Consider the following 25,532-nt stretch of genomic DNA (forward strand, 5'->3'; position numbering starts at 1 on the left):
GTCAAAGCCTACCCACCCAATTCTGCCGACAACCTGCCTGCCACCTGTTTGATCAACGGCACCAGCTCGGCCATTTTTTCCAGCGGCATGTAAGGCACGGTACTGGCAATGCTGATACCGGCAACAATGTGTTTGCCCGCATCACGAATCGGCGCTGCCACGCAGCGGATCGACGGTTCGTTATCCTCCAGATCAAATGCGTAACCGCCCTCTACGTATTCATACATACGCTGACGCACCTGCTCCCAGGATTGCTCCTCGTGAGCGGGCCATGACGGATTGCGCGCCACTTCCGGCAGACTGACCTGATACAACCGCAGCCACTCGCTTTCCGGGCTGTCCAGCAGCAGCGCCTTGCCGATTCCGGTACGCGCCAGGGGCATACGATGGCCGACTCGCGAACGCATTTCAGGACCGTTACGTCCAGGATTCTTGTGCAGATAAAGCACTTCGTCGCCATCACGAATCGCGAGGTGGACGGTGTCGCCCGTCAACTGTGAAAGCTCATCCAGATACGGCCGGGCCAGCATCGCCAACGGCACTTCTTCGCGCGCCTGAAAGCCCAGTTCGATCAGCTTTGGCCCCAGCAGATAGCCGACCTGAGGCAAAACCCGCAGGTAACGCTCCTCTACCAGGCAACTGACCAGCCGGTGCGTGGTGCTGCGCGTCGTACCAATGCGCCGGGCGATTTCCTTGAGGTCCCGCGCACCGTCGGCGACGGCCTGGACCACGCCAAGTCCGCGCAACAGGGTTTGGGTTCCCGTCGGAGCTGGGTCCTTGGCAGTGCTGCTTGCTGTGTCGTCGAGCGCTTGCGACATATCCGGCCTTATCCCCTCAAAAAGCTGGCGGCATTATCGCCGCCAGCCCATTTCCATGCTACCCGCGATACCCGTCGTTACAGCTCGATACGCTCGACCTTGCCCACCAAGAGGATGTAGGACAGCGCGCCGATCAACGCCAGCACCGCAACGTAGGTGATCGCAGGCGCAAAGGAGTCGCCGGAGACAAGAAAGCCAATCACGATCGGCGTGGCAATTGCCGACAGGTTGCCAATGAAGTTGAAAGTCCCGCCCGTCAGGCCCAGCAGACGCGCCGGAGCCAGGGTCGACACCAGTGACCAGGTGATGGATGCCAAGCCATTGCCGAAGAACGCCAGCGCGAGGAACGCGATGACCAGCGGCGTCGAATCCACGAAGTTGGCACCAATGATCGAAGTGGAAATCAGCAGACCGGCAATGATCGGTAACTTGCGCGCAAAACCGACGGTATGACCGCGACGAATCAGCCAGTCGGAGAAAAACCCCGAACACAGCACACCGACGAACGCCGCGAGAAATGGCAGGGAAGCCAACAGACCGGACTTGATGAAGTCCATGCCTCGGTACTTAACGAGATAGGTCGGGAACCAGGTCAGGAAGAACCATAGCGTCGAGTTCAGGCAGAATTGACCCAGGTAAATCCCCCAGAGCTTGCGCTTGGTGAGCACGATGCCCAGATCCGCCCAACTGAACGGACGCTTTTCTTTCGCCGTATCAGCCTGGATATCCACCAACCCGCCGCCCTCGCGAATCAGCTCGATTTCCGCCTCGTTAACGCCTTTGAAATCACGAGGCTCGCGATACACCATGTACCAGATGACCGCCCAGAGCACGCCCACAGCACCGGTGCTGACAAAAACCATGTGCCAGCCGTAATGCGCTTGCAGCCAGGCGAGTACCGGTGTCAGAAATGCCAGACCGACAAACTGGCCAGACGTGTAGAAACCAATGGCCGTGGCTCGCTCACGCTCGGGAAACCATGTGGTCACCACACGACTGTTGATGGGGTACGCCGGCGCTTCCAGGGCGCCCACCGCCATGCGCAACACGAATAGTGCAATGAAACTGGCAGCGAAGCCGAGCATGATGGTCGCAACGGACCACAGCGCCAGGGCGACGGTGTACAGAATTCGGGGCGGTACACGGTCAACCAGCCAGCCACCGGGTAATTGCATGGCAGCGTAAGTCCAGCCGAACGCCGAGAAAATCAACCCGACATGCACCGGATCGATACCCAGTTCGCTGGTCAGTGCGGGCGCGGCGATGGACAGGTTGCTGCGGTCCAGATAGTTGATCACGACGGTGATGAACAACAGCACCATGATGAAGTAACGCTTGCGAGTAGGCGTGACTAAAGACGCCGCCCCTTCGAGAGTGCGGGTTTGCATGTGAGGTGCCTCTTTTTGTCTTTATTGAGGTCGCTATGAACTGGGTGAACGCCTGTAGGAGCTGCCGAAGGCTGCGAATCGCGGTGACTCAGGCAGATCGCTTTCGCAGCCTTCGGCAGCTCCTACAAGGGTCAGGCGTCAGCCTGAGAAATCACCACTCCGCAAAGCTGCCATCGGCATGACGCCAGATCGGGTTGCGCCAGCGATGGCCGATAGCCGCGCGCTCCTTGACGTACTCTTCGTTGATTTCGATGCCCAGGCCTGGTCCGTTGGGGATTTTCACCATGCCTTTGTCGTAATCGAACACCTCGGGATTCTTGATGTAATCCAGCAGGTCATTGCTCTCGTTGTAATGAATGCCCAGGCTCTGCTCCTGAATGAACGCGTTGTAGCAGACCGCATCCAGTTGCAGGCAAGCGGCCAGGGCAATCGGCCCCAAGGGACAATGCAGCGCAAGGGCGACATCGTAGGCCTCAGCCATGTTGGCGATCTTGCGGGTTTCGGTGATACCGCCCGCATGCGACGCATCCGGCTGGATGATGTCGACGTAGCCTTCACTCAATACGCGCTTGAAATCCCAGCGTGAAAACAGCCGTTCGCCCAGGGCAATTGGCGTACTGGTCAACGGCGCGAGCTCTTTCAGCGCCTCGTAGTTTTCGCTGAGCACGGGCTCTTCGATGAACATCAGCTTGTACGGATCCAGTTCTTTCATCAGTACCTTGGCCATGGGTTTGTGCACACGGCCATGGAAATCGACGCCGATGCCCACATTCGGCCCGACCGCGTCACGCACGGCGGCAACGTTGGCCAGTGCCAGGTCGACCTTGTCGAAGGTGTCAAGGAACTGCAACTCTTCGGTGCCGTTCATCTTCACCGCAGTGAAGCCCCGCTCCACCGCTTCTTTTGCCGCACGCGCCGTATCCGCAGGGCGGTCGCCGCCGATCCATGAGTAAACACGGATCTTGTCGCGCACCTGCCCCCCGAGCAGATCGCTGACCGACACACCCAGATGCTTGCCCTTGATGTCCCACAACGCCTGATCGATACCGGCCAGCGCACTCATGTGCACCGCGCCGCCACGATAGAAGCCGCCACGGTAAAGCACGGTCCAGATGTCTTCGATGTTGCGCGGGTCTTTGCCGATCAGGTAGTCAGACAGCTCTTCGACGGCGGCTGCAACCGTATGAGCGCGACCCTCAACCACCGGCTCGCCCCAGCCGGTAATGCCTTGATCAGTTTCGATCTTGAGGAAGCACCAGCGCGGCGGGACGATGAAAGTCGTGAGTTTGGTGATTTTCATGTGTGCGATTCTCTTATTTGAATTGGCGCCTGGGGCGCTCTGGTTGACTCAGAAACGTTCGGTCAATTGCTTCCAGGCCGCGACATAGGCATGAGCACGCTCGCCCACATCAGCCACGCTCATGCCTGGCTTGAACAAGCCCGAGCCGAGGCCGAAACCTTTTACGCCGGCATCCAGAAAGACCTTCATGTTGTCCGGCGTAATACCGCCTACCGGAACCAGCGCGGTGCCAATTGGCAGCACGGCCAGCCATGCTTTTACGACGGCCGGGCTCATCTGCTCAGCCGGGAACAGCTTCAGCACGTCAGCGCCCTCGGCCAGCGCAGCAAAGGCCTCGTTGGGCGTTGCCACGCCTGGCGACAGAAACAAACCTGCTTCTTTGGCGGCACGCAGCACTTTGGCGTCGCTGTGCGGCATGACGATGACCTGCCCGCCCGCCTCCTTGACCAGATTGACCTGCTCAGGAGTCATCACCGTACCCGCCCCGATCAGGCAGTCGGCAGGCAGGCTTTGGCGCAACAGACGGATGCTGTCGTAGGGTTGCGGCGAATTGAGTGGCACCTCGATGATCCGGAAACCCGCCTGGTACAACACATCGCCTATGGCAGGCGCTTCCGCCGGGCGCAGGCCACGCAGAATGGCGATCAAGCCGTTTTCGAGCAGTGCTTGCTTGAGCATGTCAGACCTCTAATGGAATGTTAGCGAGCAAGCCGGCTTTAAGCGCCACTTGCCATAGACCGCGCTCGGTAGCTTGTTCTGCCACCGTCACGTGAAGAAAACCGCAGGCGTGCAGGGCTCGCCCATAACGCAGACACAATTGCTCGCCGCCCAGAAGAATGACGGGAGGCAATTCGGAATGATGGGCACGCTGCAGAGTGGCGAGGGTTGCCAGTTCATGACCGATCAGCAGACCGGACAAATAATCAGGTTGGGCATCGGCGCTCAGTTGGCCGGTCAGCCCCAAGGTGCGGCAACTGAAAATCGTCGACAGCGGCCCCGCTGCGCCGTCAGCCGACAACGCCACCGCGACACCCAGATCGAACGCCGCCTGATCGAAGGCATCACTGCGCTGCATGGTGCGGCCAAGAATCGTGTGATTGCTTAACGCGGCGAAGACTTCGCCGGTCATGAACGTATCGAAATGCAGGATGCAGCCCTCGGCGGCCTGAACCCATTTGGAATGACTGCCGGGTAAACCAATCAACAGGGGTTTGAGGGCTTCAGTGGCGGACAGTCCTGCCAGAACGCCCAGCACTTGGGTTTCTTCACCGCGCATGACATTGGGCAGCACCGAACGCTGAAGTACGCCAGGGATGATGTGGACATCGACGCCACGCAGGCTGCGCACGGTTTGCAAGGCAGAGCTAAGGCCGGAGACGCTGGCCGGAGTTTCCCGATAGACGGCTTCACGCCAGCCTTGGGCGCTGCCGACCATGCCACAGGCAATGACCGGCAGGTTTGGCTCGGCATCAAGCCAGTCGCCACAAGCCTCGTCGAAAGCCAGTTCGAAACCGTCGCTGCAGAGCTCACCGGCGATCATTCGCGGCGAACTTGGTAATTGCATGATGCCCGCGCTCAGGGAGCGCTGTTCCAGCACCCGGCCATGGTCGCCGAGTCGATAAGCACGAAGAGAGGTTGTCCCCCAATCGAGCGCGATCAAATGCGCTTGCATCGCTTCACCTATTATTTTTTGAGCAGTGAGTGCGAGGGGGACTATAAACCTTAAAAGGGAAATATCTCAATATGTAAATTTCGATCCCATATTTTGGGATTTTTTTTGTTGGAGCGAGGCTTGCCCGCGAATCAAGCGCTGCGGTCTACAAATATGACCGGGGAATCGCCCTTCGCGAGCAAGCTCGGCTCCAACAGGACCGCGTTATTTTTAAGCGCCCATAAAAAAACCGCCCCGAAAGGCGGTTTTTCATGTCAGCTACAACCGGACGATCAACGCTCCAGCAGGATCCGCAGCATGCGACGCAACGGCTCGGCCGCGCCCCACAATAGCTGGTCGCCAACGGTGAACGCGCCCAGATACTGCGAGCCCATGTTCAACTTGCGCAGACGGCCAACCGGAATGCTCATGGTGCCGGTCACAGACGTCGGGCTCAGCTCCTGAATGCTCGCTTCGCGATGGTTTGGCACCAGTTTCACCCAAGGGTTGTGCTGGCTGATCAAACCTTCGATATCGGCGATTGGCACGTCTTTGTTGAGCTTGATGGTCAATGCCTGGCTGTGGCAACGCATCGAACCGATACGTACACAGATACCATCCACCGGGATCGGGCTCTTGAAGCGACCCAGAATCTTGTTGGTCTCGGCCTGGCCTTTCCACTCTTCACGGCTCTGGCCGTTCGGCAGTTCTTTGTCGATCCACGGGATCAGACTGCCCGCCAATGGCACGCCGAAGTTTTCCGTCGGGTAGGCATCGCTGCGCATGGCTTCGGCAACCTTGCGGTCGATGTCCAGAATCGCGCTGGCCGGATTGGCCAGATCGTCGGCAACCGCCGCGTGAGTCGCGCCCATTTGTTTGATCAGTTCACGCATGTTCTGCGCGCCCGCACCGGAAGCCGCCTGATAGGTCATGGCATTCATCCACTCCACCAGACCGGCTTCGAACAGACCGCCCAGGCCCATCAGCATCAGGCTGACCGTGCAGTTACCGCCAATGTAGTTTCTGGTGCCCGCATCCAGTTGCTGATCGATGACCTTGCGGTTAACCGGATCCAGAACGATGACCGCGTCATCCTGCATGCGCAGGCTGGAAGCGGCGTCGATCCAGTAACCCTGCCAGCCGGCTTCGCGCAGCTTCGGAAACACCTCATTGGTGTAGTCGCCGCCCTGGCAGGTCAGAATCACGTCGAGGGTTTTCAGCTCGTCAATGCTGTAAGCATCTTTGAGCGGAGCCACGTCCTTGCCCACGGAGGGGCCTTGGCCGCCTACGTTGGAGGTGGTGAAAAACACCGGCTCGATCAGATCAAAATCCTGCTCTTCCAGCATCCGCTGCATGAGCACGGAACCGACCATTCCACGCCAACCGATCAGACCTACACGTTTCATCGCAACTACACCTTGTTTAAAAAGTGGGCCGTTGCATTCGGGTTCGAATTTGCAACGGGCCGCAGATATTACAGATTGCGCAGCGCGGCGACTACAGCGTCGCCCATTTCCTGCGTGCCGACCTTCGCATTGCCCGCCGACCAGATGTCGCCAGTGCGCAGACCTTGATCCAGAACCAGGCTTACAGCCTTTTCAATGGCATCGGCAGCGTCGGTCAGATTGAAGCTGTAACGCAGCATCATCGACACGGAAAGGATCGTCGCCAGCGGGTTGGCAATGCCTTTGCCCGCAATGTCAGGTGCCGAGCCATGGCAAGGCTCATACATGCCCTTGTTATTGGCATCCAGCGAGGCAGACGGCAGCATGCCGATGGAGCCGGTGAGCATCGACGCTTCGTCGGACAGGATATCGCCGAACATATTATCGGTGACGATCACATCGAACTGCTTCGGCGCACGCACCAGCTGCATGGCGGCGTTGTCGACGTACATGTGGCTCAGTTCGACGTCCGGATAGTCCTTGGCGACTTCCTCGACCACTTCACGCCACAGCTGGCTGGAAGCCAGGACGTTGGCCTTGTCCACTGAACAGAGTTTCTTGCCACGCACGCGCGCCATGTCGAAACCGACGCGGGCGATACGACGAATTTCGCTCTCGCTGTACGGCAGCGTGTCGTAGGCCTGACGCTCGCCGTTTTCCAGCGTCTGGCTGCCACGCGGGGCACCGAAATAGATACCGCCGGTCAGCTCACGGACGATGAGGATGTCCAGGCCGGCAACGATTTCAGGCTTGAGGCTGGAGGCGTCAGCCAGTTGCGGATACAGGATGGCCGGACGCAGGTTGCCGAACAGGCCCAGTTGCGCACGGATTTTCAGCAGACCGCGCTCTGGGCGGATATCACGCTCGATGGTGTCCCATTTCGGGCCGCCCACAGCGCCCAGCAATACGGCGTCAGCAGCGCGGGCACGGTTCAGGGTTTCATCGGCCAGTGGCACGCCATGCTTGTCGATGGCCGCGCCGCCGATCACGTCGTGGCTGAGTTCGAAGCCCAGTTGATACTTCTGGTTGGCCAGTTCCAGCACCTTGACCGCTTCGGTCATGATTTCCGGACCAATACCGTCACCTGGGAGAATCAGAATCTGCTTGCTCATAACATCCTCAATTTTTTGTAACGGCACTGTCGGTCAGCGCCTCTTCATCTACATGAACGGATAGAACTAACGCTCGGCCCATAACACCAGAACATCGGTGCTGAACGAGCCGTCAGCGGTAATCTCGAAATACTCGCGCACCTCCGCCCCCATGGCCTGCTGCAACTCCCGGATCGCGACCCGAAAGGCTTGCGGGGTACGCATGCGCTCTACCCAGGAGTTGTACTCAAGGTGCAGACGCTGGCGGCTGTGACTACGGGTGAACAGCCCCGCCTCACTGACCTGCCGCAGCCATTCGGCGGCGGAATAGTCGCGCACATGACTGGTATCACGCAGCACTTCCACGCTTTGCAGGTAGGTATCCAGCAATGGACTGCCCGGCGACATTACGTCAATAAAGGCAGCAACGCCTCCCGGCTTCAGTACTCTGCGCACTTCACGCAAGGCAGGCGCCAGATCACTCCAGTGGTGAGCCGAATAACGACTGAACACGAAGTCGAACTCGCCATCCTCGAACGGCAGGCTTTCCGCCGCGCCGCAGACAGTACTGACGTTACTCAGCCCACGCTCTTGCGCCGCAGTAGCCAACACATCGAGCATCTGCTGCGAAAGGTCGTACGCTACCACTTCGCCCACCGCCGACGCGACATTGAAGCTCACGTGACCGGCGCCGCACCCAAGGTCCAGAACCCGCGCATCACTGCGCCCCGCCACTTCCGCCTGTAGCAGCGCAAACTCGGTACCTTGGGCGTGCACGGCACTGCTCAGATAGGCTGCGGCCTGTTCACCGAATTGACGTTGTACGACTTGGGTGTGGGCGGAGCTCATTAGGGTGTCCTTTTGGTAAATCGCAAATAATCCTGTTGCACTGAACCTTGTGGGAGCTGGGCTTGGTCTGGGCGGCATTCCGACGATAAGGCTAGACGCTATTCACTTTAGATCGCGTATACCTTATCGCGGGCAAGCCCAGCTCCCACAGTCATCACACCAGCAAAAATCTCATTTCAACCGCGGAACAACCACGGCTGGCTGGCGCGGTGCTTCGCTTCGAAACTGGTAATCGCCTCGCCATCCACCAGGGTCAGGCCGATGTCATCCAGGCCTTCAAGCAGGCAGTGCTTGCGAAACGCATCAACTTCAAAGCTGTATACCTTGCCATCTGGACGAGTGACCGTCTGGGCCGCCAGGTCGACGGTCAACTGGTAACCTTCGGTGGCTTCAACCTGCTTGAACAGCTCATCAACTTCAGCCTCGCCAAGAATGATCGGCAGCAAGCCGTTCTTGAAGCTGTTGTTGAAGAAGATGTCGGCATAGCTCGGCGCGATAATCGCGCAGAAACCGTACTCGTCCAGTGCCCACGGCGCGTGCTCACGGCTTGAGCCGCAGCCGAAGTTTTCCCTGGCCAGCAACACGCTCGCACCTTGATAGCGAGCATCGTTGAGTACGAAGTCTGGGTTCAACGGCCGCTTGGAGTTGTCCTGATAAGGTTGCCCGACGTCCAGGTAACGCCATTCGTCGAACAGGTTCGGACCGAAGCCGGTGCGCTTGATCGACTTGAGAAACTGCTTCGGAATGATCTGGTCTGTATCGACGTTGGCACGATCCAGAGGAGCGACAAGGCCGGTGTGCTGAGTAAAGGCTTTCATGCTGGGCTCCTTAGTGCTGAATCAGTTCGCGAACATCAATGAAACGACCGTTGACCGCTGCTGCTGCAGCCATCGCCGGGCTGACCAGGTGAGTACGACCACCGGCACCTTGACGGCCTTCGAAGTTACGGTTGGAGGTGGACGCGCAATGCTCGCCACTTTCCAGGCGGTCCGGGTTCATCGCCAGACACATCGAGCAACCTGGCTCACGCCATTCGAAACCGGCCTCGAGAAAGATCTTGTCCAGCCCTTCGCTCTCCGCCTGCGCCTTGACCAGCCCTGAGCCCGGCACAACGATTGCCTGCTTGATAGTCGAGGCCACCTTGCGGCCTTTGGCGATTTCAGCCGCAGCACGCAAGTCCTCTATACGGGAGTTGGTGCAGGAACCAATAAATACGCGATCCAGCTGGATGTCGGTGATGGCCTGATTGGCTTTGAGGCCCATGTACTTCAACGCACGCTCGATAGAACCACGCTTGACCAGATCAGTTTCCTGAGCAGGGTCCGGTACGTTCTGATCAACGGCCAGCACCATCTCTGGAGAAGTACCCCAGCTGACTTGCGGTTTGATCTGCGCAGCGTCGAGTTTGACTACCGTGTCGAAGTGCGCATCGGCATCGGAAACCAGGTCTTTCCAGGCTTCTACTGCCAAATCCCACTGCTCGCCTTTAGGTGCGAAAGGACGCCCCTTCACGTAGGCAATGGTCTTTTCATCGGTAGCCACCAGACCGACGCGAGCGCCCGCCTCGATGGACATGTTGCAGATGGTCATACGGCCTTCAACCGACAGGTCACGAATCGCGCTACCCGCAAACTCCATCGCATGGCCATTACCGCCAGCGGTGCCGATCTTGCCGATCACCGCCAGCACAATGTCTTTGGCTGTCACACCGACGGGCAACTTGCCCTCGACGGAAACCAGCATGTTTTTCATTTTCTTGGCCACTAGGCACTGAGTGGCGAGCACATGCTCAACCTCGGAAGTGCCGATACCGTGGGCCAGCGCACCGAATGCGCCATGAGTGGAGGTATGAGAGTCGCCACACACCACAGTCATGCCCGGCAGTGTCGCGCCCTGCTCAGGGCTGATCACGTGAACGATGCCCTGACGCACGTCGTTCATTTTGAATTCGGTAATGCCGTACTCGTCGCAGTTGTCGTCGAGAGTCTGCACCTGAAGACGCGACACCTGGTCGGCAATGGCTTCGATACCGCCTTTACGTTCCGGAGTAGTCGGCACGTTATGGTCCGGGGTCGCGATGTTGGCGTCGATGCGCCACGGCTTGCGGCCCGCCAGACGCAGACCTTCAAAGGCCTGCGGCGAAGTCACTTCATGGATGATGTGACGATCGATGTAAATCAGCGACGAGCCATCGTCACGCTTCTTTACTTCGTGCGAATCCCAGAGCTTGTCGTACAACGTTTTGCCGGCCATCGGATGGTTCCTCATCAGCGCGTTTCTATCTTTCTATGCCCTGGGTGATCGACCGATGACCCTTTGGCTTGTGAGGCAATGCTATGGAATATGCTTAAATAACTCAAATTCATAATTTTTATGCTTTGGATAACCAACTGGAATCTGAAATGGATCTGGCTAACCTCAACGCGTTTATTGCTATCGCCGAAACCGGCAGCTTTTCCGGGGCCGGGGAGCGCCTGCACTTGACCCAGCCCGCTATCAGCAAGCGAATTGCCGGGCTGGAGCAGCAGTTGAACGTGCGGTTGTTTGACCGGCTCGGCCGGGAAGTGAGCCTGACCGAGGCCGGCAGAGCCCTGTTGCCCAGGGCCTATCAGATTCTTAATGTGCTGGACGATACCCGCCGCGCACTGACCAATCTGACGGGTGAAGTGACCGGCCGTCTGACACTGGCAACCAGTCATCACATCGGCCTGCACCGTCTGCCACCTCTGCTTCGAGAGTTCACCCGACGTTTTCCTGAGGTCGCGCTGGACATTCAGTTCCTCGATTCAGAAGTCGCCTACGAAGAAATTCTTCATGGCCGTGCCGAGCTGGCGGTCATCACTCTCGCCCCGGATCCTCACACCCTGGTCAAGGCCGTACCGGTCTGGGACGACCCGCTGGACTTCGTTGCGGCCCCTGAACACCCACTGGCCAACAGCGGCCCGGTGAGTTTGCAGGACGTCGTCGGCTATCCGGCGGTATTTCCCGGCAACAACACGTTTACCCATCACATCGTCAGCGGACTGTGCGAAGCCCAAGGGCTCAAGCCGGATATCGCCATGAGCACCAACTATCTGGAAACCATCAAAATGATGGTTTCCATTGGCCTCGCCTGGAGCGTGTTGCCACGGACTATGCTTGATGAACAGGTGGCGCGCATCCCATTACCGGGCATACAGCTCAGTCGTCAGCTAGGCTACATACTTCACACGGAGCGTACGTTGTCCAATGCGGCCCGGGCATTCATGGCGCTACTCGATGCACAGGCCAGCCAATGCTGAAAGCTCCTGACGCTAAAGATCGTATTACTGCCTTTATTACTTACAGGCGCGTGATCCCATGCCAGAACTTGCAGATAGCAACACCTTTCAGCCCACCGGCCATGCCGCTGCGCTGAGCGAATCGGAAAAGCGTTTTGCGACGCTCTACAACCTCAGTCCCAATGTGGTGATCCTGTCCGCCATCGACAGCGGAGTGATCTGCGAAGTCAATCGCCAGTTCGAAACAATGCTCGGCTGGTCCGCGGCCGAAAGCATTGGTCGGACGGGCGTAGACCTGGGGTTATGGGACGATTCCGAACACCGCAACAGCCTGGTCAGACGGGTCATTGCCCAGGACGAACCCGTCAGGCTGGATGTGCGATTGCGCGCACGCGACGGCCGACTGATTGAAGGCACCTTCAGCGCATTGAAAGTCGAACTGGAGCGTCAGCTTTATCTGCTCAGTACCTTCATGGACAACAGCGCGCACCTGCGCGCCGAACGCGCCTTGAAGGCCAGCGAAGAGAAGTTCGCCAAAGCGTTCCATTCCAGTCCTGACGCAATCACCATTACCGAGCGCGTCAGTGGCCGTTATCTGGAGGTCAACGGAGGCTTTTGCCGATTGATGGGGTTCACCCCTGACGAAGTGCTCGGCCGTACCGTCGCCGAGCTGGGAATCTGGGCTCACATTGAACAACGTGAGCAACTGATCCGCGACCTGGAAGAAAATGGCCGCGTGCATCATCGGGAAATGACCGGCTGCCACAAGAACGGCTCCCACGTCACCGCTGAGGTGTCGGTCGAAGCTATAACGCTCAACGATGTTGAATGCCTGCTGATGAATGCCCGGGATATCAGCGAGCTGAAGAGCGCCCAGGAGCAGGTTCAGCACCTGGCCTATCACGATTCCCTGACCAATCTGCCCAACCGGGCACTGCTGATGGACCGTCTCAGCCAGCAAATAATCCTGCTGCAACGCCACAACCTGCGTGGCGCTCTGCTGTTCATGGATCTGGATCACTTCAAGCACATCAATGATTCGCTGGGCCATCCGGTGGGCGACAGCGTGCTGAAAATCGTTACCGCGCGGCTTGAAGCCAGCGTGCGCATGGAAGACACCGTGGCGCGACTGGGTGGCGATGAGTTCGTGGTGCTGATCAGCGGGCTGGAAGGCAGTCGCGACGATGTCACTGATCAGGTACTGGAACTGGCCGACATGCTTCGCGCCCTGCTCGCCCAGCCGATGTTTCTGGACAATCAACGTCTGCAAATCACACCGAGCATCGGCATCGCGCTCATTCCCGACCATGGCCTGACCAGCGCGGACCTGCTCAAACGCGCCGATATCGCGCTATACCGGGCGAAGGATTCGGGCCGCAATGCCACGCAACTGTTTCATGATTCGATGCAAAAAGCGGCCAGCGAACGGCTGCGTATGGAAAATGACCTGCGTATGGCATTGCCGCGCGGCGAGTTCAGCCTGTGCTATCAACCTCAAGTGGACACTCGTCTCAACCGCATCATCGGCGCGGAGGCATTATTACGCTGGGAACACCCGGAGACCGGTAACCTGCCGCCCAACCAGTTCATTCAGATCCTGGAAGAAAGCGGGATGATTCTGGAGGTAGGCGCCTGGATTCTTGAAGAAGCCTGCCGAACGGCGAGCAAACTGTTGCGCGACAAGCTGGTCGACATCCGACACTTCAGTTTGTGCGTCAACATCAGCCCTCGCCAGTTCCGGCAAAACGACTTCGTTGATCGGGTCAAACGCTGCCTTCGCGTGAACAGCCTGCCGAGCAATCTGCTCAAGCTGGAAATCACGGAAGGCATCGTCATCCAGAATCTGGACGAGACCATTGCCAAGATGCATGAGCTGAAGAAACTCGGCGTCAGCTTTGCCATGGATGATTTCGGCACGGGCTATTCGTCCCTGACCTACCTCAAACGCCTGCCGGTAGACGCGCTGAAAATTGATCAGTCATTTATTCGCGATGCAACCACCGACCCCAACGACGCGGAAATCATCCGGGCTATCGTGGCCATGGCCCAGAGCCTGAACCTCACCGTCATTGCCGAAGGGGTTGAGCAACCCCTTCAACTGGAGTTTCTTGAGCAGTTGGGATGTCGTTTATACCAAGGCTATCTGTTCAGCGAGCCGCTGACCTTGAGCGCATTCGAAAAACGCCTGAGGCAGCCCGAGATGCTGTTTGAGGGGAGTCAGTAGAAACGAAAGAAGGCGCCATAACGGCGCCTTCTTTTGCTGGCGACTGAACAATCAGCTGTTCAGGACTTTCTGCGCGTTGATCGGGATGCGCTTGGCTTTGGCCTCTTCAGGCACCAGACGCAGCAGATCAATGTTCAGCAAGCCGTTGGACAAGCCAGCGTTCTGCACTTCGATGTGATCAGCCAACCGGAACGACAATTTGAAAGCCCGCTGAGCAATACCCTGATGCAGGTAAGTCACGCCCTCAGCAGTATTTTCACGCTTGCCGCCCGAAACAGTCAGCACGCCCTTCTCGACCTGAAGCTCAAGGTCTTCCTCAACGAAACCTGCGGCCGCGATCACAATGCGGTATTGGTCATCCGCATGCTTCTCGACGTTGTAAGGAGGGTAGCCGCCAGCGGATTCATTGCGGGCAGCAGCCTCGAACAGGTCGTTGAAACGATCAAAGCCCACAGAGCTACGGAACAGAGGGGCCAGAGAAAATGCAGTAGTCATGATAAATCTCCTGTAAACAGCGAGTGGTTTAATCCGCGACCCGAATTCGGCATCGCGTAGTCCCTAAACTAGGGTCGGCCAAAAGCTTTTCAAGAGTTTATTTTCAAATTTTTATGACCGTTCGTCGGCACTGACACCGAGCAAAACACTGATCCGCTGACAGTCGGTTTCGCGACGCAGCGCATCAAACATCTGCGTCGCCTCAGGGTAACTTTTAGTCAAAAGCACTAGCCACTGTTTGAGACGGCCAGGCGCCTGGATCAGGGTCATTTTCTCCAGACACTGTAGCCAGAAGGTCCGCAACATCGGCTGCAGCTCGGCCCAGGTCATTGGCACCACTTCTTCGCCTTTATGCGCGGCGGCAATCTGTCGGGCGAGATCCGGACGTGCCACCAGCCCGCGACCGATCATGATGTCCCGAGCGCCGCAGATTTCCCGGCAGCGAAGCCAGTCGTCCACGGTCCAGATTTCCCCGTTGGCGACTACCGGCACCTTGACCACTTCCTGAATTCGCGCAATCCATTCCCAGTGGGCAGGCGGCTTGTAGCCGTCAACCTTGGTGCGGGCATGTACGACGATCTGCTCCGCCCCGCCGTCAGCCAGCGCCCGGGCGCAATCCAGAGCACCGTCGGTGTTTTCGTAACCCAGGCGCATTTTGGCGGTGACCGGAATGTGCTTGGGCACCGCGCTGCGCACCTGACTCAGGATGGAATGCAGCAGCTCAGGCTCTTTGAGCAGAATCGCACCACCACGGGAGCGGTTGACGGTCTTGGCCGGGCAACCGAAGTTGAGATCCAGTACCGGCGCGCCCAGCTCACAGGCAAACGCAGCGTTTTCCGCCAGACAGACCGGATCAGAGCCCAGCAACTGCAAGCGCAGAGGCGTTCCGGCATCGGTTTTCGCCCCCTTGTGAAACTCGGACGCGTACTTGTAGAAGTAATGAGCCGGCATCAAACGCTCGGACACCCGGATGAATTCGGTCACGCACCAGTCGATCCCGCCGACTTTTGTCAGGGCATCGCGCAGGATGTCGTCAACCAGTCCCTCCATGGGCGCCAGAGCAATTTGCATGGGTCACACTCGAAAAAAAGTCCGGCAGTTTACGGCGCGCTGGCGGTATTGGAAACCAGAGGATTAGCCATGGCGACGCCATACCCCTCGATGAACTCTGCGGGCATGCGTTTAGGCTTGCCGCTGGACAGTTCGATACAGACAAAGGTGGTCTGCGCGCGCAGCAACGTCATGCCATCGCAGGGACGGCGTAGCTGGAAACGTCGAGTCATTTTCAGGCGTTTGTCCCAATCGACAATCCAGGTTGCCAACTCCAGTTCATCGTCCTGATAGGCGCTGGCCAAGTAATCGATCTCATGCCGAACCACCGCCATGGCCCGGTCCAGACGCCGGTACTCGCTAAGATCCAGACCCAACTGCTGTGAATGACGCCAGGCGCAGCGCTCCAGCCATGTCACGTAGACCGCGTTATTGGCATGCCCCAACCCGTCGATGTCATCGGCGGCCACATTGAGGTCGATCACAAAAGGCGTTGGCAGATCCCAGACCATGCTTGCTCCTGCGTTGCTGGTTGTAGATGCGAGTGAGTGTAACCAAAGCGACGAAGAGAGTGGGCTAATGCTGCTGGCGCGTAGCACCGCGAGGCTGTGACAGCGGAGTATCGGGCTGGCCGACATCGTTTAACCATCTGACTGGAATGCTTTTTGAACTGTAGGAGCGCGCTTGCCCGCGAGACGGTCTGTCAGTTGACGGGTAATCGTCTGTGCTGACGCTATCGCGGGCAAGCGCGCTCCTACAGGGCCCCGTTTGCTGCGCGACAGCGCGGTGCTCGTGAGCTCCTACAGAAAACCGGGGGGACTAAGACGTATCTGGAGGGAAGGCGCTTTATCAAATGCCAGAAAAACAAAAGGGCCATTCAATAATCGAATGACCCTTGGTCTCGCAGAGCGAGAAATCGTGGCGTCCCCTAGGGGACTCGAACCCCTGTTACCGCCGTGAAAGGGCGGTGTCCTAGGCCACTAGACGAAGGGGACGCAAAACCTTCGAGCAGGTTCGCTTTAAAAACGAACCCTGGCAAATTGGTGGAGCTTAGCGGGATCGAACCGCTGACCTCCTGCATGCCATGCAGGCGCTCTCCCAGCTGAGCTAAAGCCCCGGATTTATCGCCTCGCGGCTCACATCACTTTCAAATGATGCATTTTAAAATGGCGTCCCCTAGGGGACTCGAACCCCTGTTACCGCCGTGAAAGGGCGGTGTCCTAGGCCACTAGACGAAGGGGACAAAACCTTCTTGATGCTGATGATCGACGCTGGATCCGGTCATCTTGCATCGTTTCAAAGCATTGTAGCCGAGCTTTGAAACTCTAAATTTGGTGGAGCTTAGCGGGATCGAACCGCTGACCTCCTGCATGCCATGCAGGCGCTCTCCCAGCTGAGCTAAAGCCCCACATCAGTGGACGGGGCGCATGTTAAGCGTGAGTCGCAGAGCTGTCAAATTTATTTTTTACAATTTCGAAAGTTTTTTGTCGGTAATACAACCACTTACCATTCAGCCCCCGGAAAACCGGGGTACTGACAGACGCAGGCATTGCCTCAGGCGATCGCACCCAGAAGCTTTTCCCATTCCTTGTTTTCTTTCTTCGAAACGCCACCCAGCAGATCAAGGGCCTGACGCAGGCGGAAGCGGGTCAGGTCCGGGCCCAGGATTTCCATCGCGTCCGTCACCGAGACGGAATTGGCTTGCCCGGTAATCGCGGCAAACATCAGCGGCATGGCATCACGCAGCTTGAGCTCCAGATGCTCGACCACAGCCTGGATGCTGCCCATGATCTGGTCCTTCTCCCACTGACGCAGGGACTCCAGCTTCCACAGGATCAACTGCATGACCTGACGCACCTGGTCAGCAGACAGCTTCTTGTGTTCGAACAGTTTGGCATCCGGCGTGACGCCACCGGCGAAGAAGAAACCGGCCAGCGGCGCAACCTGACTGAAGGTCTCCACCCTGCCCTGCACGTGCGGAGCGATCTTCATCATGTATTCAGGGTTCAACGCCCAGTGCTGAAGGCGCGAAGCGAACTCTTCTACCGGAAGTTCACGCAGCCACTGACCATTGAGCCATGAAAGCTTCTCGATATCGAAGATCGGGCCGCCCAGAGAAACCCGCGACAGATCGAAATGCTCGACCATTTCCTCCAGGGAAAACTTCTCGCGCTCGTCAGGCATCGACCAGCCCATACGGCCCAGGTAGTTGAGCATTGCTTCAGGCATGAAACCCATGCGCTCGTAGAAAGTGACCGACGTCGGGTTCTTGCGCTTGGACAGCTTGCTCTTGTCCGGGTTACGCAGCAGCGGCATGTAGCACAACTGAGGCTTGTCCCAGCCAAAGTATTCATAAAGCAGGATCAGCTTGGGTGCCGACGGCAGCCACTCTTCACCGCGCAGCACGTGGGTGATGCCCATCAGGTGGTCATCGACGACGTTGGCCAGGAAGTAAGTCGGCAGGCCATCGGTCTTCATCAACACTTGCATGTCCATGCGATCCCATGGGATCTCGACCTCGCCGCGCAGCATGTCCGGCACGACGCAAACGCCCTCGGTCGGCACTTTCATGCGGATCACGTGAGGTTCGCCGGCCGCCAGACGACGGGCTACTTCTTCTTTGGATAGCAACAAGGCGCGGCCGTCATAGCGCGGCGTTTCGCCACGAGCGGTTTGCTCGGCACGCATTTGATCGAGCTCTTCTGCGGTGCAGAAACACGGGAAAGCGTGACCCAGCTCTACCAGCTGTTGCGCGTACTTCTGGTAGATGTCGCCCCGCTCGCTCTGCCGATATGGACCATGCGGACCACCGACATCCGGGCCTTCACTCCATTCAATACCCAGCCAGCGCAGCGCGTCGAAGATCTGCTGTTCCGACTCGCGGGTCGAACGCAGTTGATCGGTATCCTCGATACGCAGGATGAACTCACCGCCGTGCTGCCTGGCAAAGCAATAGTTGAAAAGGGCGATATAAGCCGTGCCAACGTGAGGGTCGCCAGTGGGCGAAGGCGCGATGCGGGTACGAACGGTGGTCATGAAAAATCCCGAAATAGGTCAAACAAGCCGTGAATATTAACAGGCGCCGAGGATACTGTGGGAGCCGAGCTTGCGCCGGGCGATGTCGTGGAACCGGCTTTAGCCGGGAAGAGGCCAGTACAGGCGCTGAAAACGGGTCGTCTGAAATAACGCCTTCCCGGCTAAAGCCGGTCCCACGTCAGCTTCTCCCACATGATCCCGGCTTTAACTGGTCGAATCGCTAAACCGTCAGCAACCGCTCCCGCAGCTTGCCGATTTCGTCGCGCATCTGCGCTGCAGCTTCGAACTCCAGATCGCGGGCCAACTGGTACATTTTCTCTTCCAGTTGCCGAATACGCTTGGTGATCTCGCTCGGTGAGCGCAGCTCGTTTTCGTACTTGGCGCTTTCTTCCGCCGCCTTGGCCATGCCTTTGCGCTTTTTGCTGCGCGAGCCCGGCACGGTGGCGCCTTCCATGATGTCGGCCACATCCTTGAATACGCCTTTTGGCGTGATGCCATTGGCCAGGTTGAACGCGATCTGCTTGTCGCGACGCCGCTCGGTTTCGCCGATGGCGCGCTCCATGGAGCCGGTGATGCGATCCGCGTACAGAATCGCCCGCCCATTGAGGTTACGGGCCGCACGACCAATGGTCTGGATCAGTGAGCGCTCGGAACGCAGGAAGCCTTCCTTGTCCGCATCGAGAATCGCCACCAACGACACTTCTGGCATATCCAGGCCTTCGCGCAGCAGGTTGATCCCCACCAATACATCGAAAGTCCCCAAACGCAGATCGCGGATAATCTCCACCCGCTCCACCGTATCGATGTCAGAGTGCAGATAACGCACCCGCACGCCGTGGTCTGCCAGGTAATCGGTCAGGTCTTCGGACATACGCTTGGTCAGCGTAGTGACCAGCACCCGCTCCTCCAGCGCAACGCGCTTGGTAATCTCCGAGAGCAGATCATCCACCTGGGTCAGCGCCGGACGAATCTCGATTTGCGGGTCTACCAGACCGGTTGGCCGCACAACCTGCTCGACGATACGACCGGCGTGTTCGGCCTCGTAGTTGCCCGGTGTCGCCGAGACAAAGATCGTCTGCGGACTGACCGCTTCCCACTCGTCAAATCGCATCGGCCGGTTATCCAGTGCCGAAGGCAGACGGAACCCATATTCCACCAGGGTTTCCTTACGTGAGCGGTCGCCTTTGTACATGGCACCGACCTGCGGCACGCTGACGTGGGACTCGTCGATGACCAGCAGCGCATCAGGCGGCAGATAGTCGTACAGCGTGGGCGGCGGCGCGCCGGAAGGACGCCCCGACAGGTAGCGCGAGTAGTTTTCAATGCCGTTGCAGTAACCCAGTTCCAGGATCATTTCCAGATCGAAACGGGTCCGCTGCTCAAGACGCTGGGCTTCAACCAGCTTGTTGTTGGTGCGCAGGTACTCAAGACGCTCCTGCAACTCGACCTTTATACCCTCCATCGCTTCAACCAGGGTTTCCCGTGGCGTGACGTAGTGGCTCTTGGGGTAGAAGGTAAAGCGTGGCAGCTTGCGGATCACCTCACCGGTCAGCGGGTCGAACGACGAAATGCTCTCCACCTCATCGTCGAACAACTCGATGCGGATCGCTTCCAGATCCGACTCGGCGGGATAGATATCGATCACATCACCGCGCACCCGGAACGTGGCCCGGGCGAAATCCATGTCATTGCGGGTGTATTGCAGGTCAGCCAGGCGACGCAGCAAGGCGCGTTGATCGAGCTTGTCGCCGCGATCCACGTGCAACACCATGCGCAGATAGGTTTCCGGGCTGCCCAGACCATAAATGCAGGACACCGTGGTGACGATAATGGCGTCCTTGCGCTCCAGCAGCGCCTTGGTTGCGGAGAGACGCATTTGTTCGATGTGGTCGTTGATCGACGCATCCTTCTCAATGAAGGTATCCGACGACGGCACATACGCCTCAGGCTGATAGTAATCGTAATAAGAGACGAAATACTCCACGGCGTTGTTCGGGAAAAATGCCTTGAACTCTCCGTACAACTGCGCGGCCAGGGTCTTGTTCGGCGCGAGTACCAAGGTGGGGCGCTGCACCTGAGAGATCACGTTGGCGATGCTGAATGTCTTGCCTGAGCCGGTCACACCCAGCAGGGTCTGGTGCGCCAGCCCGGCATCGATCCCTTCGACCAGCTGGCGAATAGCCTCTGGCTGATCGCCAGCAGGCTCAAAACGGGTTACGAGCTGAAACTCGGACATGACGTACCTCTTTGGTGGTTTACGCGCATACAGGCTCACGCAAGTCACAACGCGAAAACCAAAGAACGGCGTGCGTCTGACCCGCTAGCGGATCAGTCGTACAGAATATGAAGTGATGAGACTACAGATGGAGTCGCCATCGCCAGCTTTCAACCCACTACTTTCAACCTGCTGAATCGGCAGGTACTAAAGCGCCTCACTGCGGAATGCCGGTGGCAATATGACCAAAGGCGGACAAACAACTGCAAAAACCCACAAAAAACCCGTCACCGGCTGTCGCCCCGGTCCGCGATGCTCTCTATACTGACTCCCCGATTGTGCACCGCTCTGGCGCATTCGGTTCAGAGCGGGTTTCCCCTCACCCCTCACACAGAGCCGCCACAAAAATGAGCCTGTTCTCCGCTGTCGAAATGGCACCACGCGATCCTATCCTGGGCCTCAACGAAGCATTCAACGCCGATACCCGCACCACCAAGGTCAATCTTGGCGTGGGCGTCTATTGCAACGAAGAAGGACGTATTCCCCTTCTGCGCGCCGTTGCCGAAGCAGAGAATATTCGCGTGGCTCAACACGCTCCTCGTGGCTACCTGCCGATCGACGGCATCGCGGCTTACGACCTTGCCGTACAAAAACTGCTGCTGGGTGCCGATTCGCCGCTGATCGCTTCCGGCCGCGTTCTGACCACTCAGGCCGTGGGTGGCACCGGCGCACTGAAGATCGGCGCTGACTTCCTCAAGCAACTGCGCCCCGATGCCGTCGTGGCCATCAGCGATCCAAGCTGGGAAAACCACCGAGCCCTGTTTGAAACTGCCGGTTTCCCGGTGCAGAACTATCGCTACTATGATGCGACCAGCCATGACGTGAACCGTTCCGGCATGCTGGAAGACCTGCAGAATCTGCCATCCGGCTCGATCGTCGTACTGCACGCCTGCTGCCACAACCCGACCGGCGTAGACCTGACGCTGGACGACTGGAAAAAAGTGCTGGAAGTGGTCAAGAGCAAAGGCCACGTGCCGTTCCTGGACATGGCGTATCAGGGCTTCGGCACCGGCATTGACGAAGATGCGGTTGCAGTTCGTCTGTTCGCTGAATCCGGCCTGACATTCTTTGCTTCCAGCTCGTTCTCCAAATCCTTCTCGCTGTACGGCGAACGTGTCGGCGCGCTGTCGATCATCACTGACTCGAAAGAAGAGACCGCCCGCGTCCTGTCCCAGGTCAAGCGCGTGATCCGCACCAACTACTCCAACCCGCCGACGCATGGCGCAACCATCGTTGCCGCGGTACTCAACAGCCCTGAACTGCGCGCCAAGTGGGAAGAAGAGCTGGGCGAAATGCGCGTACGCATAAAGAGCATGCGCAAGGGGATGGTCGAGCGTCTTGCCAACAACCCTGCGGGCCAGGATTTCAGCTTCGTGGGTCGTCAGAGCGGTATGTTCTCCTACTCAGGCCTGACCACCGAGCAGGTGCATCGCCTGCGTAACGAGTTCGGCATCTACGCCCTCGACACCGGCCGCATCTGCGTTGCTGCGCTGAACCAGAGCAACATCGATACCGTGTGCAAGGCGATTATCCAGGTGATCTAAGCCTTCACCGTGGTGAAAAAAAGGGAAGCAGACGAGTGTCTGGCTTCCCTTTTTTATTTGTATCCCATTTTATTTGTATCCCGCAGGACCGGCTTCAGCCGGGAGGGCGTCGGGACATTCGACAAATCTTTCTTCGCCAGAAACACTGCTCTCCCGGCTAAAGCCGGTCCTACAAGGTCAAGGGCTGAGCAAGCGTGCAGGCAGGTATGATCCCTCACAGAAAAATTAACCCAGCATAGCCACGCCTCGAACCTTTGTACCAACTCCGATACATTCCAGACATGCCTCCGACACCCCTTCACGCCACCCTTTCGCCGCGCCCCCCGGCGAAGTAGCATGGCGGGTAGCGTTGATCTTCAATAGCGGCCAGTGATGGCGGCATCACCAGGCAGTGGTCGCATCATGCAATCAACCGAAACTTCAGCTGAAATCCCACAAAGCAGCGACCAGCGCTGGAATACCCGCGCCCTGATCGTCGACGACGATGTACCGATTCGCGAATTGCTCTGCGATTACCTGGCACGCTTCAACATCCAGTGCCGGGGCGTGACCGACGGCACTGAAATGCGCAAGGCGCTGGAAGAAGAAAACTTCGACGTCATCGTCCTAGACCTCATGCTGCCCGGCGAAGACGGCCTGTCACTGTGTCGCTGGCTGCGCAGCACCTCGGACATCCCGATTCTGATGCTCACTGCCCGCTGTGAACCCACCGACCGGATCATTGGTCTGGAGCTGGGTGCCGACGATTACATGGCCAAACCTTTCGAGCCTCGCGAACTCGTCGCCCGTATCCAGACCGTGTTGCGCCGCGTGCGTGATGATCGCAACGATGAGCGCTCCACCGTACGTTTCGATGCCTGGCGCCTCAACAGCGTGCTGCGCCAATTGATCGCCGCCGATGGTCTGGTGGTGCCACTGTCCAACGCTGAATTCCGCCTGTTGCGTGTTTTTCTGGAACGTCCGCGTCGGGTATTGAGCCGTGAGCAACTGCTGGACGCCGCTCGCGGTCGCTCCATAGAAGCCTTTGATCGCAGCATTGACCTGCTGGTCTCACGCCTGCGTCAGAAGCTGGGAGATGACCCGAAAAATCCACAGCTGATCAAAACCGTTCGCGGTGAGGGTTACCTGTTCGATGCAAGGGATATTGGTTGATCCGCTCCGCTGACACCCTCTTCGCCCGCCTATTTGGGGGCGCGTTGATTGCTATTTTGCTCGCGCACCTGCTGGCGTTCATGTGGTTCAGGTTCTACGGGTTTCCACCACCACCGCCTCCACCCATGTCCGAGTCAGGGCAGCAGATCGAAGGACGTGCTTTTCAGCGTCCAGAGAACGGTCCGCCGCCGGGCCACAGACCACCGTTTTTCCGCGGTCCTGTCGTGCCGCTGATCTTCCAGCTGATTACTCTGGTGATCGCTGCCTGGTACGGCGCGAAGGCATTGAGCCGACCGATTCAACGGCTGAGCAATGCCGCCGAAAGACTCAGCGAAAACCTCGACAGCCCACCCATGGAAGTCAAAGGTCCGTTGGAAGCCCGGCAGGCCGCACAGACATTCAACCTGATGCAGCAACGCATCCGCGAGCAGGTGCAACAGCGCGGGCGCATGCTTGCAGCCGTCTCCCATGACCTGCGCACGCCCCTTTCGCGCCTGAAACTGCGGGTCGAGCAAATCGACGAACCCAGACTGCACGGGCAGATGACTCAGGATCTGAACGACATGATTGGCATGCTCGATGCCACGCTGACCTACCTGAATGAGCAACGTACCAGTGAAATTGTGCAATTGTTCGATCTGCAGGCCTTGATTGAGTCCCTGGCTGAAAACGCTCAGGACAATGGCGATGACGTGCAATCCAGCGGCCAGTGCCTGCCGCTGAAGACCCAGCCCATGGCCCTGCGCTCGTGCATCAATAACCTGATCGACAATGCGCTGCGTTATGCCGGTCAGGCGCGGGTCGAGATTATCGATGACGCGCAACACGTGCGCGTCATGGTGATTGATCACGGCCCCGGGATCAGCATCGAGCACCATGAAGCCGTGTTTGAGCCCTTCTACCGTCTGGAGGGCTCGCGCAACCGCAACTCCGGTGGCGTCGGTATGGGCATGACCATCGCCCGCGACGCCGCCCGGCGCATGGGCGGCGATTTGTCACTGGCCGAAACCCCAGGTGGCGGCCTGACCGCAATGCTGGTCTTGCCGCGCTTCTGAGCGGACGTAACGACGCCGATACACAGCCCACATACCCTCGACACCTGCCCCCAGGAAGATTGACAAGCCGGTGCACCGTCACCGGATCAATCAACCTGAGGGAGTCAGCCTGATGATCAGTGGCGTTAGTAACAACAGCTATTCGAGCTACACCAGCTCCAGCGCAAGTACCGCTGCGAGCAAGAAATTCCAGGAGCAATTGCTGGCCAAACTGGACACCGATGGCGACGGCAGTGTCAGTAAAGATGAGCTGAGCGCCGCAAATTCGTCCTCCGACAGCAAGGACGGCATTACTGTTACGCTGAGTGAAGCGTTCAGCAGCCTGGACAGCAACGAAGATGACACCCTCGACGCCGATGAGCTGGCAGCTCTCACCCCGCCACCGCCTCCAGGCGGCCAGCCTGCGACCGATGTCGCCGAGGACGTGCTCAGCGCGCTGGACACCGACGGCGACGGTACAGTAAGCAGCGACGAGCTGACCGCCGGCTTGAGCAGCGCGGGCAGCACCGCCGATAGCGCCCAGGTGTTTGATGCACTGGACACCAACAAGGACGGCACCGTCAGCCTTGAAGAACTGACCGCCAGCCTGCAACCGCAACAGCCCCCTGCTCCACCGGCCTCGACACAGCAATCCAGCGATCAGTTGTTCAGCTCGCTGGACGCTGATGGCAACGGCAGCATCAGCGCCGATGAACTCACCAGCGCCCTTGGCGCCACCTCAAACGACGGCACAACCGCCGAAAACAAAGCCTCTGAGGCCTTGAGCAGAATGGTTGCAGCATTGACCGAGCGTTACGACACCAGCGGCAACAAGCCGGTCGGCAAGTATCTCGATACGGCTGCCTGATGTGAGACCTTTGCCTGATAGACCTCTGTCAGGCAAAGCACAAAACCTGTGA

The 25,532-nt window shown here is 58.4% G+C and carries 20 protein-coding genes, 4 tRNA genes and 1 pseudogene; 6 read left to right on the plus strand and 19 right to left on the minus strand.

Annotation, left to right across the window (positions count from 1 at the left end; translation table 11 throughout):
- Window positions 1-8: 8 nt before the first annotated feature.
- The 10 genes from H8S59_RS13115 to leuC form a co-directional block, all read right to left on the minus strand.
- A complete protein-coding gene (locus H8S59_RS13115) occupies window positions 9-818 on the minus strand; it encodes an IclR family transcriptional regulator (protein WP_095097011.1) in 810 nt (269 codons plus the stop codon).
- A gap of 77 nt (window positions 819-895) precedes the next feature.
- The gene (locus tag H8S59_RS13120; protein WP_187521678.1) at window positions 896-2,206 is read right to left on the minus strand and encodes an MFS transporter; all 1,311 of its coding nucleotides are present in this window, start codon (window positions 2,204-2,206) and stop codon (window positions 896-898) included.
- A 151-nt stretch (window positions 2,207-2,357) separates the two neighbouring features.
- On the minus strand, window positions 2,358-3,506 hold the full coding sequence (dgoD, locus tag H8S59_RS13125) for a galactonate dehydratase (RefSeq protein ID WP_020290348.1): 1,149 nt from the start codon (window positions 3,504-3,506) through the stop codon (window positions 2,358-2,360).
- Between the two features lie 48 nt (window positions 3,507-3,554).
- Complete coding sequence (locus H8S59_RS13130) at window positions 3,555-4,184, minus strand: 2-dehydro-3-deoxy-6-phosphogalactonate aldolase (RefSeq protein WP_187521679.1); 630 nt, start codon at window positions 4,182-4,184, stop codon at window positions 3,555-3,557.
- Between the two features lies 1 nt (window position 4,185).
- Window positions 4,186-5,178, minus strand: coding sequence for a 2-dehydro-3-deoxygalactonokinase (locus H8S59_RS13135; protein ID WP_187521680.1), 993 nt, complete (start codon window positions 5,176-5,178; stop codon window positions 4,186-4,188).
- Window positions 5,179-5,450: 272 nt separating this feature from the next.
- On the minus strand, window positions 5,451-6,563 hold the full coding sequence (gene asd, locus H8S59_RS13140) for an aspartate-semialdehyde dehydrogenase (RefSeq protein WP_095097023.1): 1,113 nt from the start codon (window positions 6,561-6,563) through the stop codon (window positions 5,451-5,453).
- Between the two features lie 68 nt (window positions 6,564-6,631).
- Window positions 6,632-7,714 carry a 3-isopropylmalate dehydrogenase gene (gene leuB, locus H8S59_RS13145; protein ID WP_095097026.1) on the minus strand — a complete coding sequence of 361 codons (1,083 nt, stop codon included), beginning with the start codon at window positions 7,712-7,714 and terminating at the stop codon, window positions 6,632-6,634.
- 66 nt (window positions 7,715-7,780) lie between these two features.
- Window positions 7,781-8,542, minus strand: coding sequence for a class I SAM-dependent methyltransferase (locus H8S59_RS13150; protein ID WP_187521681.1), 762 nt, complete (start codon window positions 8,540-8,542; stop codon window positions 7,781-7,783).
- 176 nt (window positions 8,543-8,718) lie between these two features.
- The gene (gene leuD / locus H8S59_RS13155; protein ID WP_187521682.1) at window positions 8,719-9,360 is read right to left on the minus strand and encodes a 3-isopropylmalate dehydratase small subunit; all 642 of its coding nucleotides are present in this window, start codon (window positions 9,358-9,360) and stop codon (window positions 8,719-8,721) included.
- A gap of 10 nt (window positions 9,361-9,370) precedes the next feature.
- Window positions 9,371-10,795: a 3-isopropylmalate dehydratase large subunit gene (gene leuC / locus H8S59_RS13160; RefSeq protein WP_122396971.1), complete on the minus strand. Its 1,425-nt coding sequence runs from the start codon at window positions 10,793-10,795 to the stop codon at window positions 9,371-9,373.
- A gap of 149 nt (window positions 10,796-10,944) precedes the next feature.
- On the opposite strand from leuC, the gene H8S59_RS13165 reads away from it, so the two are divergent.
- Together H8S59_RS13165 and H8S59_RS13170 are read left to right on the plus strand one after the other, a co-directional pair.
- A complete protein-coding gene (locus tag H8S59_RS13165) occupies window positions 10,945-11,823 on the plus strand; it encodes a LysR family transcriptional regulator (protein ID WP_187521683.1) in 879 nt (292 codons plus the stop codon).
- Between the two features lie 112 nt (window positions 11,824-11,935).
- Window positions 11,936-14,026: pseudogene (locus H8S59_RS13170) on the plus strand (putative bifunctional diguanylate cyclase/phosphodiesterase); the annotation flags it as partial.
- Between the two features lie 51 nt (window positions 14,027-14,077).
- Here H8S59_RS13170 and H8S59_RS13175 read toward each other — a convergent pair.
- The 9 genes from H8S59_RS13175 to uvrB all read right to left on the minus strand — a co-directional run bounded on the left by H8S59_RS13175 (window position 14,078) and on the right by uvrB (window position 20,843).
- Window positions 14,078-14,521 (minus strand): Hsp20 family protein, encoded by a 444-nt coding sequence (locus H8S59_RS13175; protein WP_027900866.1) that lies wholly within the window; start codon window positions 14,519-14,521, stop codon window positions 14,078-14,080.
- A gap of 111 nt (window positions 14,522-14,632) precedes the next feature.
- Window positions 14,633-15,592 (minus strand): tRNA dihydrouridine synthase, encoded by a 960-nt coding sequence (locus tag H8S59_RS13180; RefSeq protein WP_187521685.1) that lies wholly within the window; start codon window positions 15,590-15,592, stop codon window positions 14,633-14,635.
- A gap of 29 nt (window positions 15,593-15,621) precedes the next feature.
- Window positions 15,622-16,083, minus strand: a complete 462-nt coding sequence (locus H8S59_RS13185; RefSeq protein ID WP_187521686.1) for an acyl-CoA thioesterase — start codon at window positions 16,081-16,083, stop codon at window positions 15,622-15,624.
- A 407-nt stretch (window positions 16,084-16,490) separates the two neighbouring features.
- Window positions 16,491-16,566, minus strand: a tRNA-Glu gene (locus H8S59_RS13190).
- Between the two features lie 46 nt (window positions 16,567-16,612).
- Window positions 16,613-16,688 (minus strand) — tRNA-Ala (locus H8S59_RS13195).
- 50 nt (window positions 16,689-16,738) lie between these two features.
- A tRNA-Glu gene (locus tag H8S59_RS13200) sits at window positions 16,739-16,814 on the minus strand.
- An 89-nt stretch (window positions 16,815-16,903) separates the two neighbouring features.
- Window positions 16,904-16,979: transfer RNA gene (locus H8S59_RS13205), tRNA-Ala, on the minus strand.
- Window positions 16,980-17,125: 146 nt separating this feature from the next.
- The gene (gene gltX / locus H8S59_RS13210) at window positions 17,126-18,607 is read right to left on the minus strand and encodes a glutamate--tRNA ligase (protein WP_187521687.1); all 1,482 of its coding nucleotides are present in this window, start codon (window positions 18,605-18,607) and stop codon (window positions 17,126-17,128) included.
- Between the two features lie 220 nt (window positions 18,608-18,827).
- Window positions 18,828-20,843, minus strand: a complete 2,016-nt coding sequence (uvrB, locus tag H8S59_RS13215; RefSeq protein ID WP_095097053.1) for an excinuclease ABC subunit UvrB — start codon at window positions 20,841-20,843, stop codon at window positions 18,828-18,830.
- Window positions 20,844-21,229: 386 nt separating this feature from the next.
- On the opposite strand from uvrB, the gene H8S59_RS13220 reads away from it, so the two are divergent.
- From H8S59_RS13220 to xopAW, 4 genes are all read left to right on the plus strand, one after another.
- Window positions 21,230-22,426 (plus strand): amino acid aminotransferase, encoded by a 1,197-nt coding sequence (locus tag H8S59_RS13220; protein ID WP_187521688.1) that lies wholly within the window; start codon window positions 21,230-21,232, stop codon window positions 22,424-22,426.
- Window positions 22,427-22,828: 402 nt separating this feature from the next.
- On the plus strand, window positions 22,829-23,578 hold the full coding sequence (locus H8S59_RS13225; RefSeq protein WP_187521689.1) for a response regulator: 750 nt from the start codon (window positions 22,829-22,831) through the stop codon (window positions 23,576-23,578).
- Window positions 23,575-24,633, plus strand: a complete 1,059-nt coding sequence (locus H8S59_RS13230) for a sensor histidine kinase (RefSeq protein ID WP_187521690.1) — start codon at window positions 23,575-23,577, stop codon at window positions 24,631-24,633. The genes H8S59_RS13225 and H8S59_RS13230 overlap by 4 nt, the downstream gene beginning before the upstream one ends.
- 112 nt (window positions 24,634-24,745) lie before the next feature.
- Window positions 24,746-25,480: a XopAW family type III secretion system calcium-binding effector gene (gene xopAW / locus H8S59_RS13235; RefSeq protein ID WP_187521691.1), complete on the plus strand. Its 735-nt coding sequence runs from the start codon at window positions 24,746-24,748 to the stop codon at window positions 25,478-25,480.
- Window positions 25,481-25,532 lie beyond the last annotated feature (52 nt).

Source organism: Pseudomonas folii (assembly GCF_014357575.1).
Lineage (GTDB): Bacteria > Pseudomonadota > Gammaproteobacteria > Pseudomonadales > Pseudomonadaceae > Aquipseudomonas > Aquipseudomonas folii.

Excerpts from the sequence above, each read along its gene's own strand:
- H8S59_RS13115 (WP_095097011.1), bottom strand. The coding sequence starts at position 818 with ATGTCGCAAGCGCTCGACGACACAGCAAGCAGCACTGCCAAGGACCCA.
- H8S59_RS13120 (WP_187521678.1), bottom strand. The coding sequence starts at position 2,206 with ATGCAAACCCGCACTCTCGAAGGGGCGGCGTCTTTAGTCACGCCTACT.
- dgoD (WP_020290348.1), bottom strand. The coding sequence starts at position 3,506 with ATGAAAATCACCAAACTCACGACTTTCATCGTCCCGCCGCGCTGGTGC.
- H8S59_RS13130 (WP_187521679.1), bottom strand. The coding sequence starts at position 4,184 with ATGCTCAAGCAAGCACTGCTCGAAAACGGCTTGATCGCCATTCTGCGT.
- H8S59_RS13135 (WP_187521680.1), bottom strand. The coding sequence starts at position 5,178 with ATGCAAGCGCATTTGATCGCGCTCGATTGGGGGACAACCTCTCTTCGT.
- asd (WP_095097023.1), bottom strand. The coding sequence starts at position 6,563 with ATGAAACGTGTAGGTCTGATCGGTTGGCGTGGAATGGTCGGTTCCGTG.
- leuB (WP_095097026.1), bottom strand. The coding sequence starts at position 7,714 with ATGAGCAAGCAGATTCTGATTCTCCCAGGTGACGGTATTGGTCCGGAA.
- H8S59_RS13150 (WP_187521681.1), bottom strand. The coding sequence starts at position 8,542 with ATGAGCTCCGCCCACACCCAAGTCGTACAACGTCAATTCGGTGAACAG.
- leuD (WP_187521682.1), bottom strand. The coding sequence starts at position 9,360 with ATGAAAGCCTTTACTCAGCACACCGGCCTTGTCGCTCCTCTGGATCGT.
- leuC (WP_122396971.1), bottom strand. The coding sequence starts at position 10,795 with ATGGCCGGCAAAACGTTGTACGACAAGCTCTGGGATTCGCACGAAGTA.
- H8S59_RS13165 (WP_187521683.1), top strand. The coding sequence starts at position 10,945 with ATGGATCTGGCTAACCTCAACGCGTTTATTGCTATCGCCGAAACCGGC.
- H8S59_RS13175 (WP_027900866.1), bottom strand. The coding sequence starts at position 14,521 with ATGACTACTGCATTTTCTCTGGCCCCTCTGTTCCGTAGCTCTGTGGGC.
- H8S59_RS13180 (WP_187521685.1), bottom strand. The coding sequence starts at position 15,592 with ATGCAAATTGCTCTGGCGCCCATGGAGGGACTGGTTGACGACATCCTG.
- H8S59_RS13185 (WP_187521686.1), bottom strand. The coding sequence starts at position 16,083 with ATGGTCTGGGATCTGCCAACGCCTTTTGTGATCGACCTCAATGTGGCC.
- gltX (WP_187521687.1), bottom strand. The coding sequence starts at position 18,607 with ATGACCACCGTTCGTACCCGCATCGCGCCTTCGCCCACTGGCGACCCT.
- uvrB (WP_095097053.1), bottom strand. The coding sequence starts at position 20,843 with ATGTCCGAGTTTCAGCTCGTAACCCGTTTTGAGCCTGCTGGCGATCAG.
- H8S59_RS13220 (WP_187521688.1), top strand. The coding sequence starts at position 21,230 with ATGAGCCTGTTCTCCGCTGTCGAAATGGCACCACGCGATCCTATCCTG.
- H8S59_RS13225 (WP_187521689.1), top strand. The coding sequence starts at position 22,829 with ATGCAATCAACCGAAACTTCAGCTGAAATCCCACAAAGCAGCGACCAG.
- xopAW (WP_187521691.1), top strand. The coding sequence starts at position 24,746 with ATGATCAGTGGCGTTAGTAACAACAGCTATTCGAGCTACACCAGCTCC.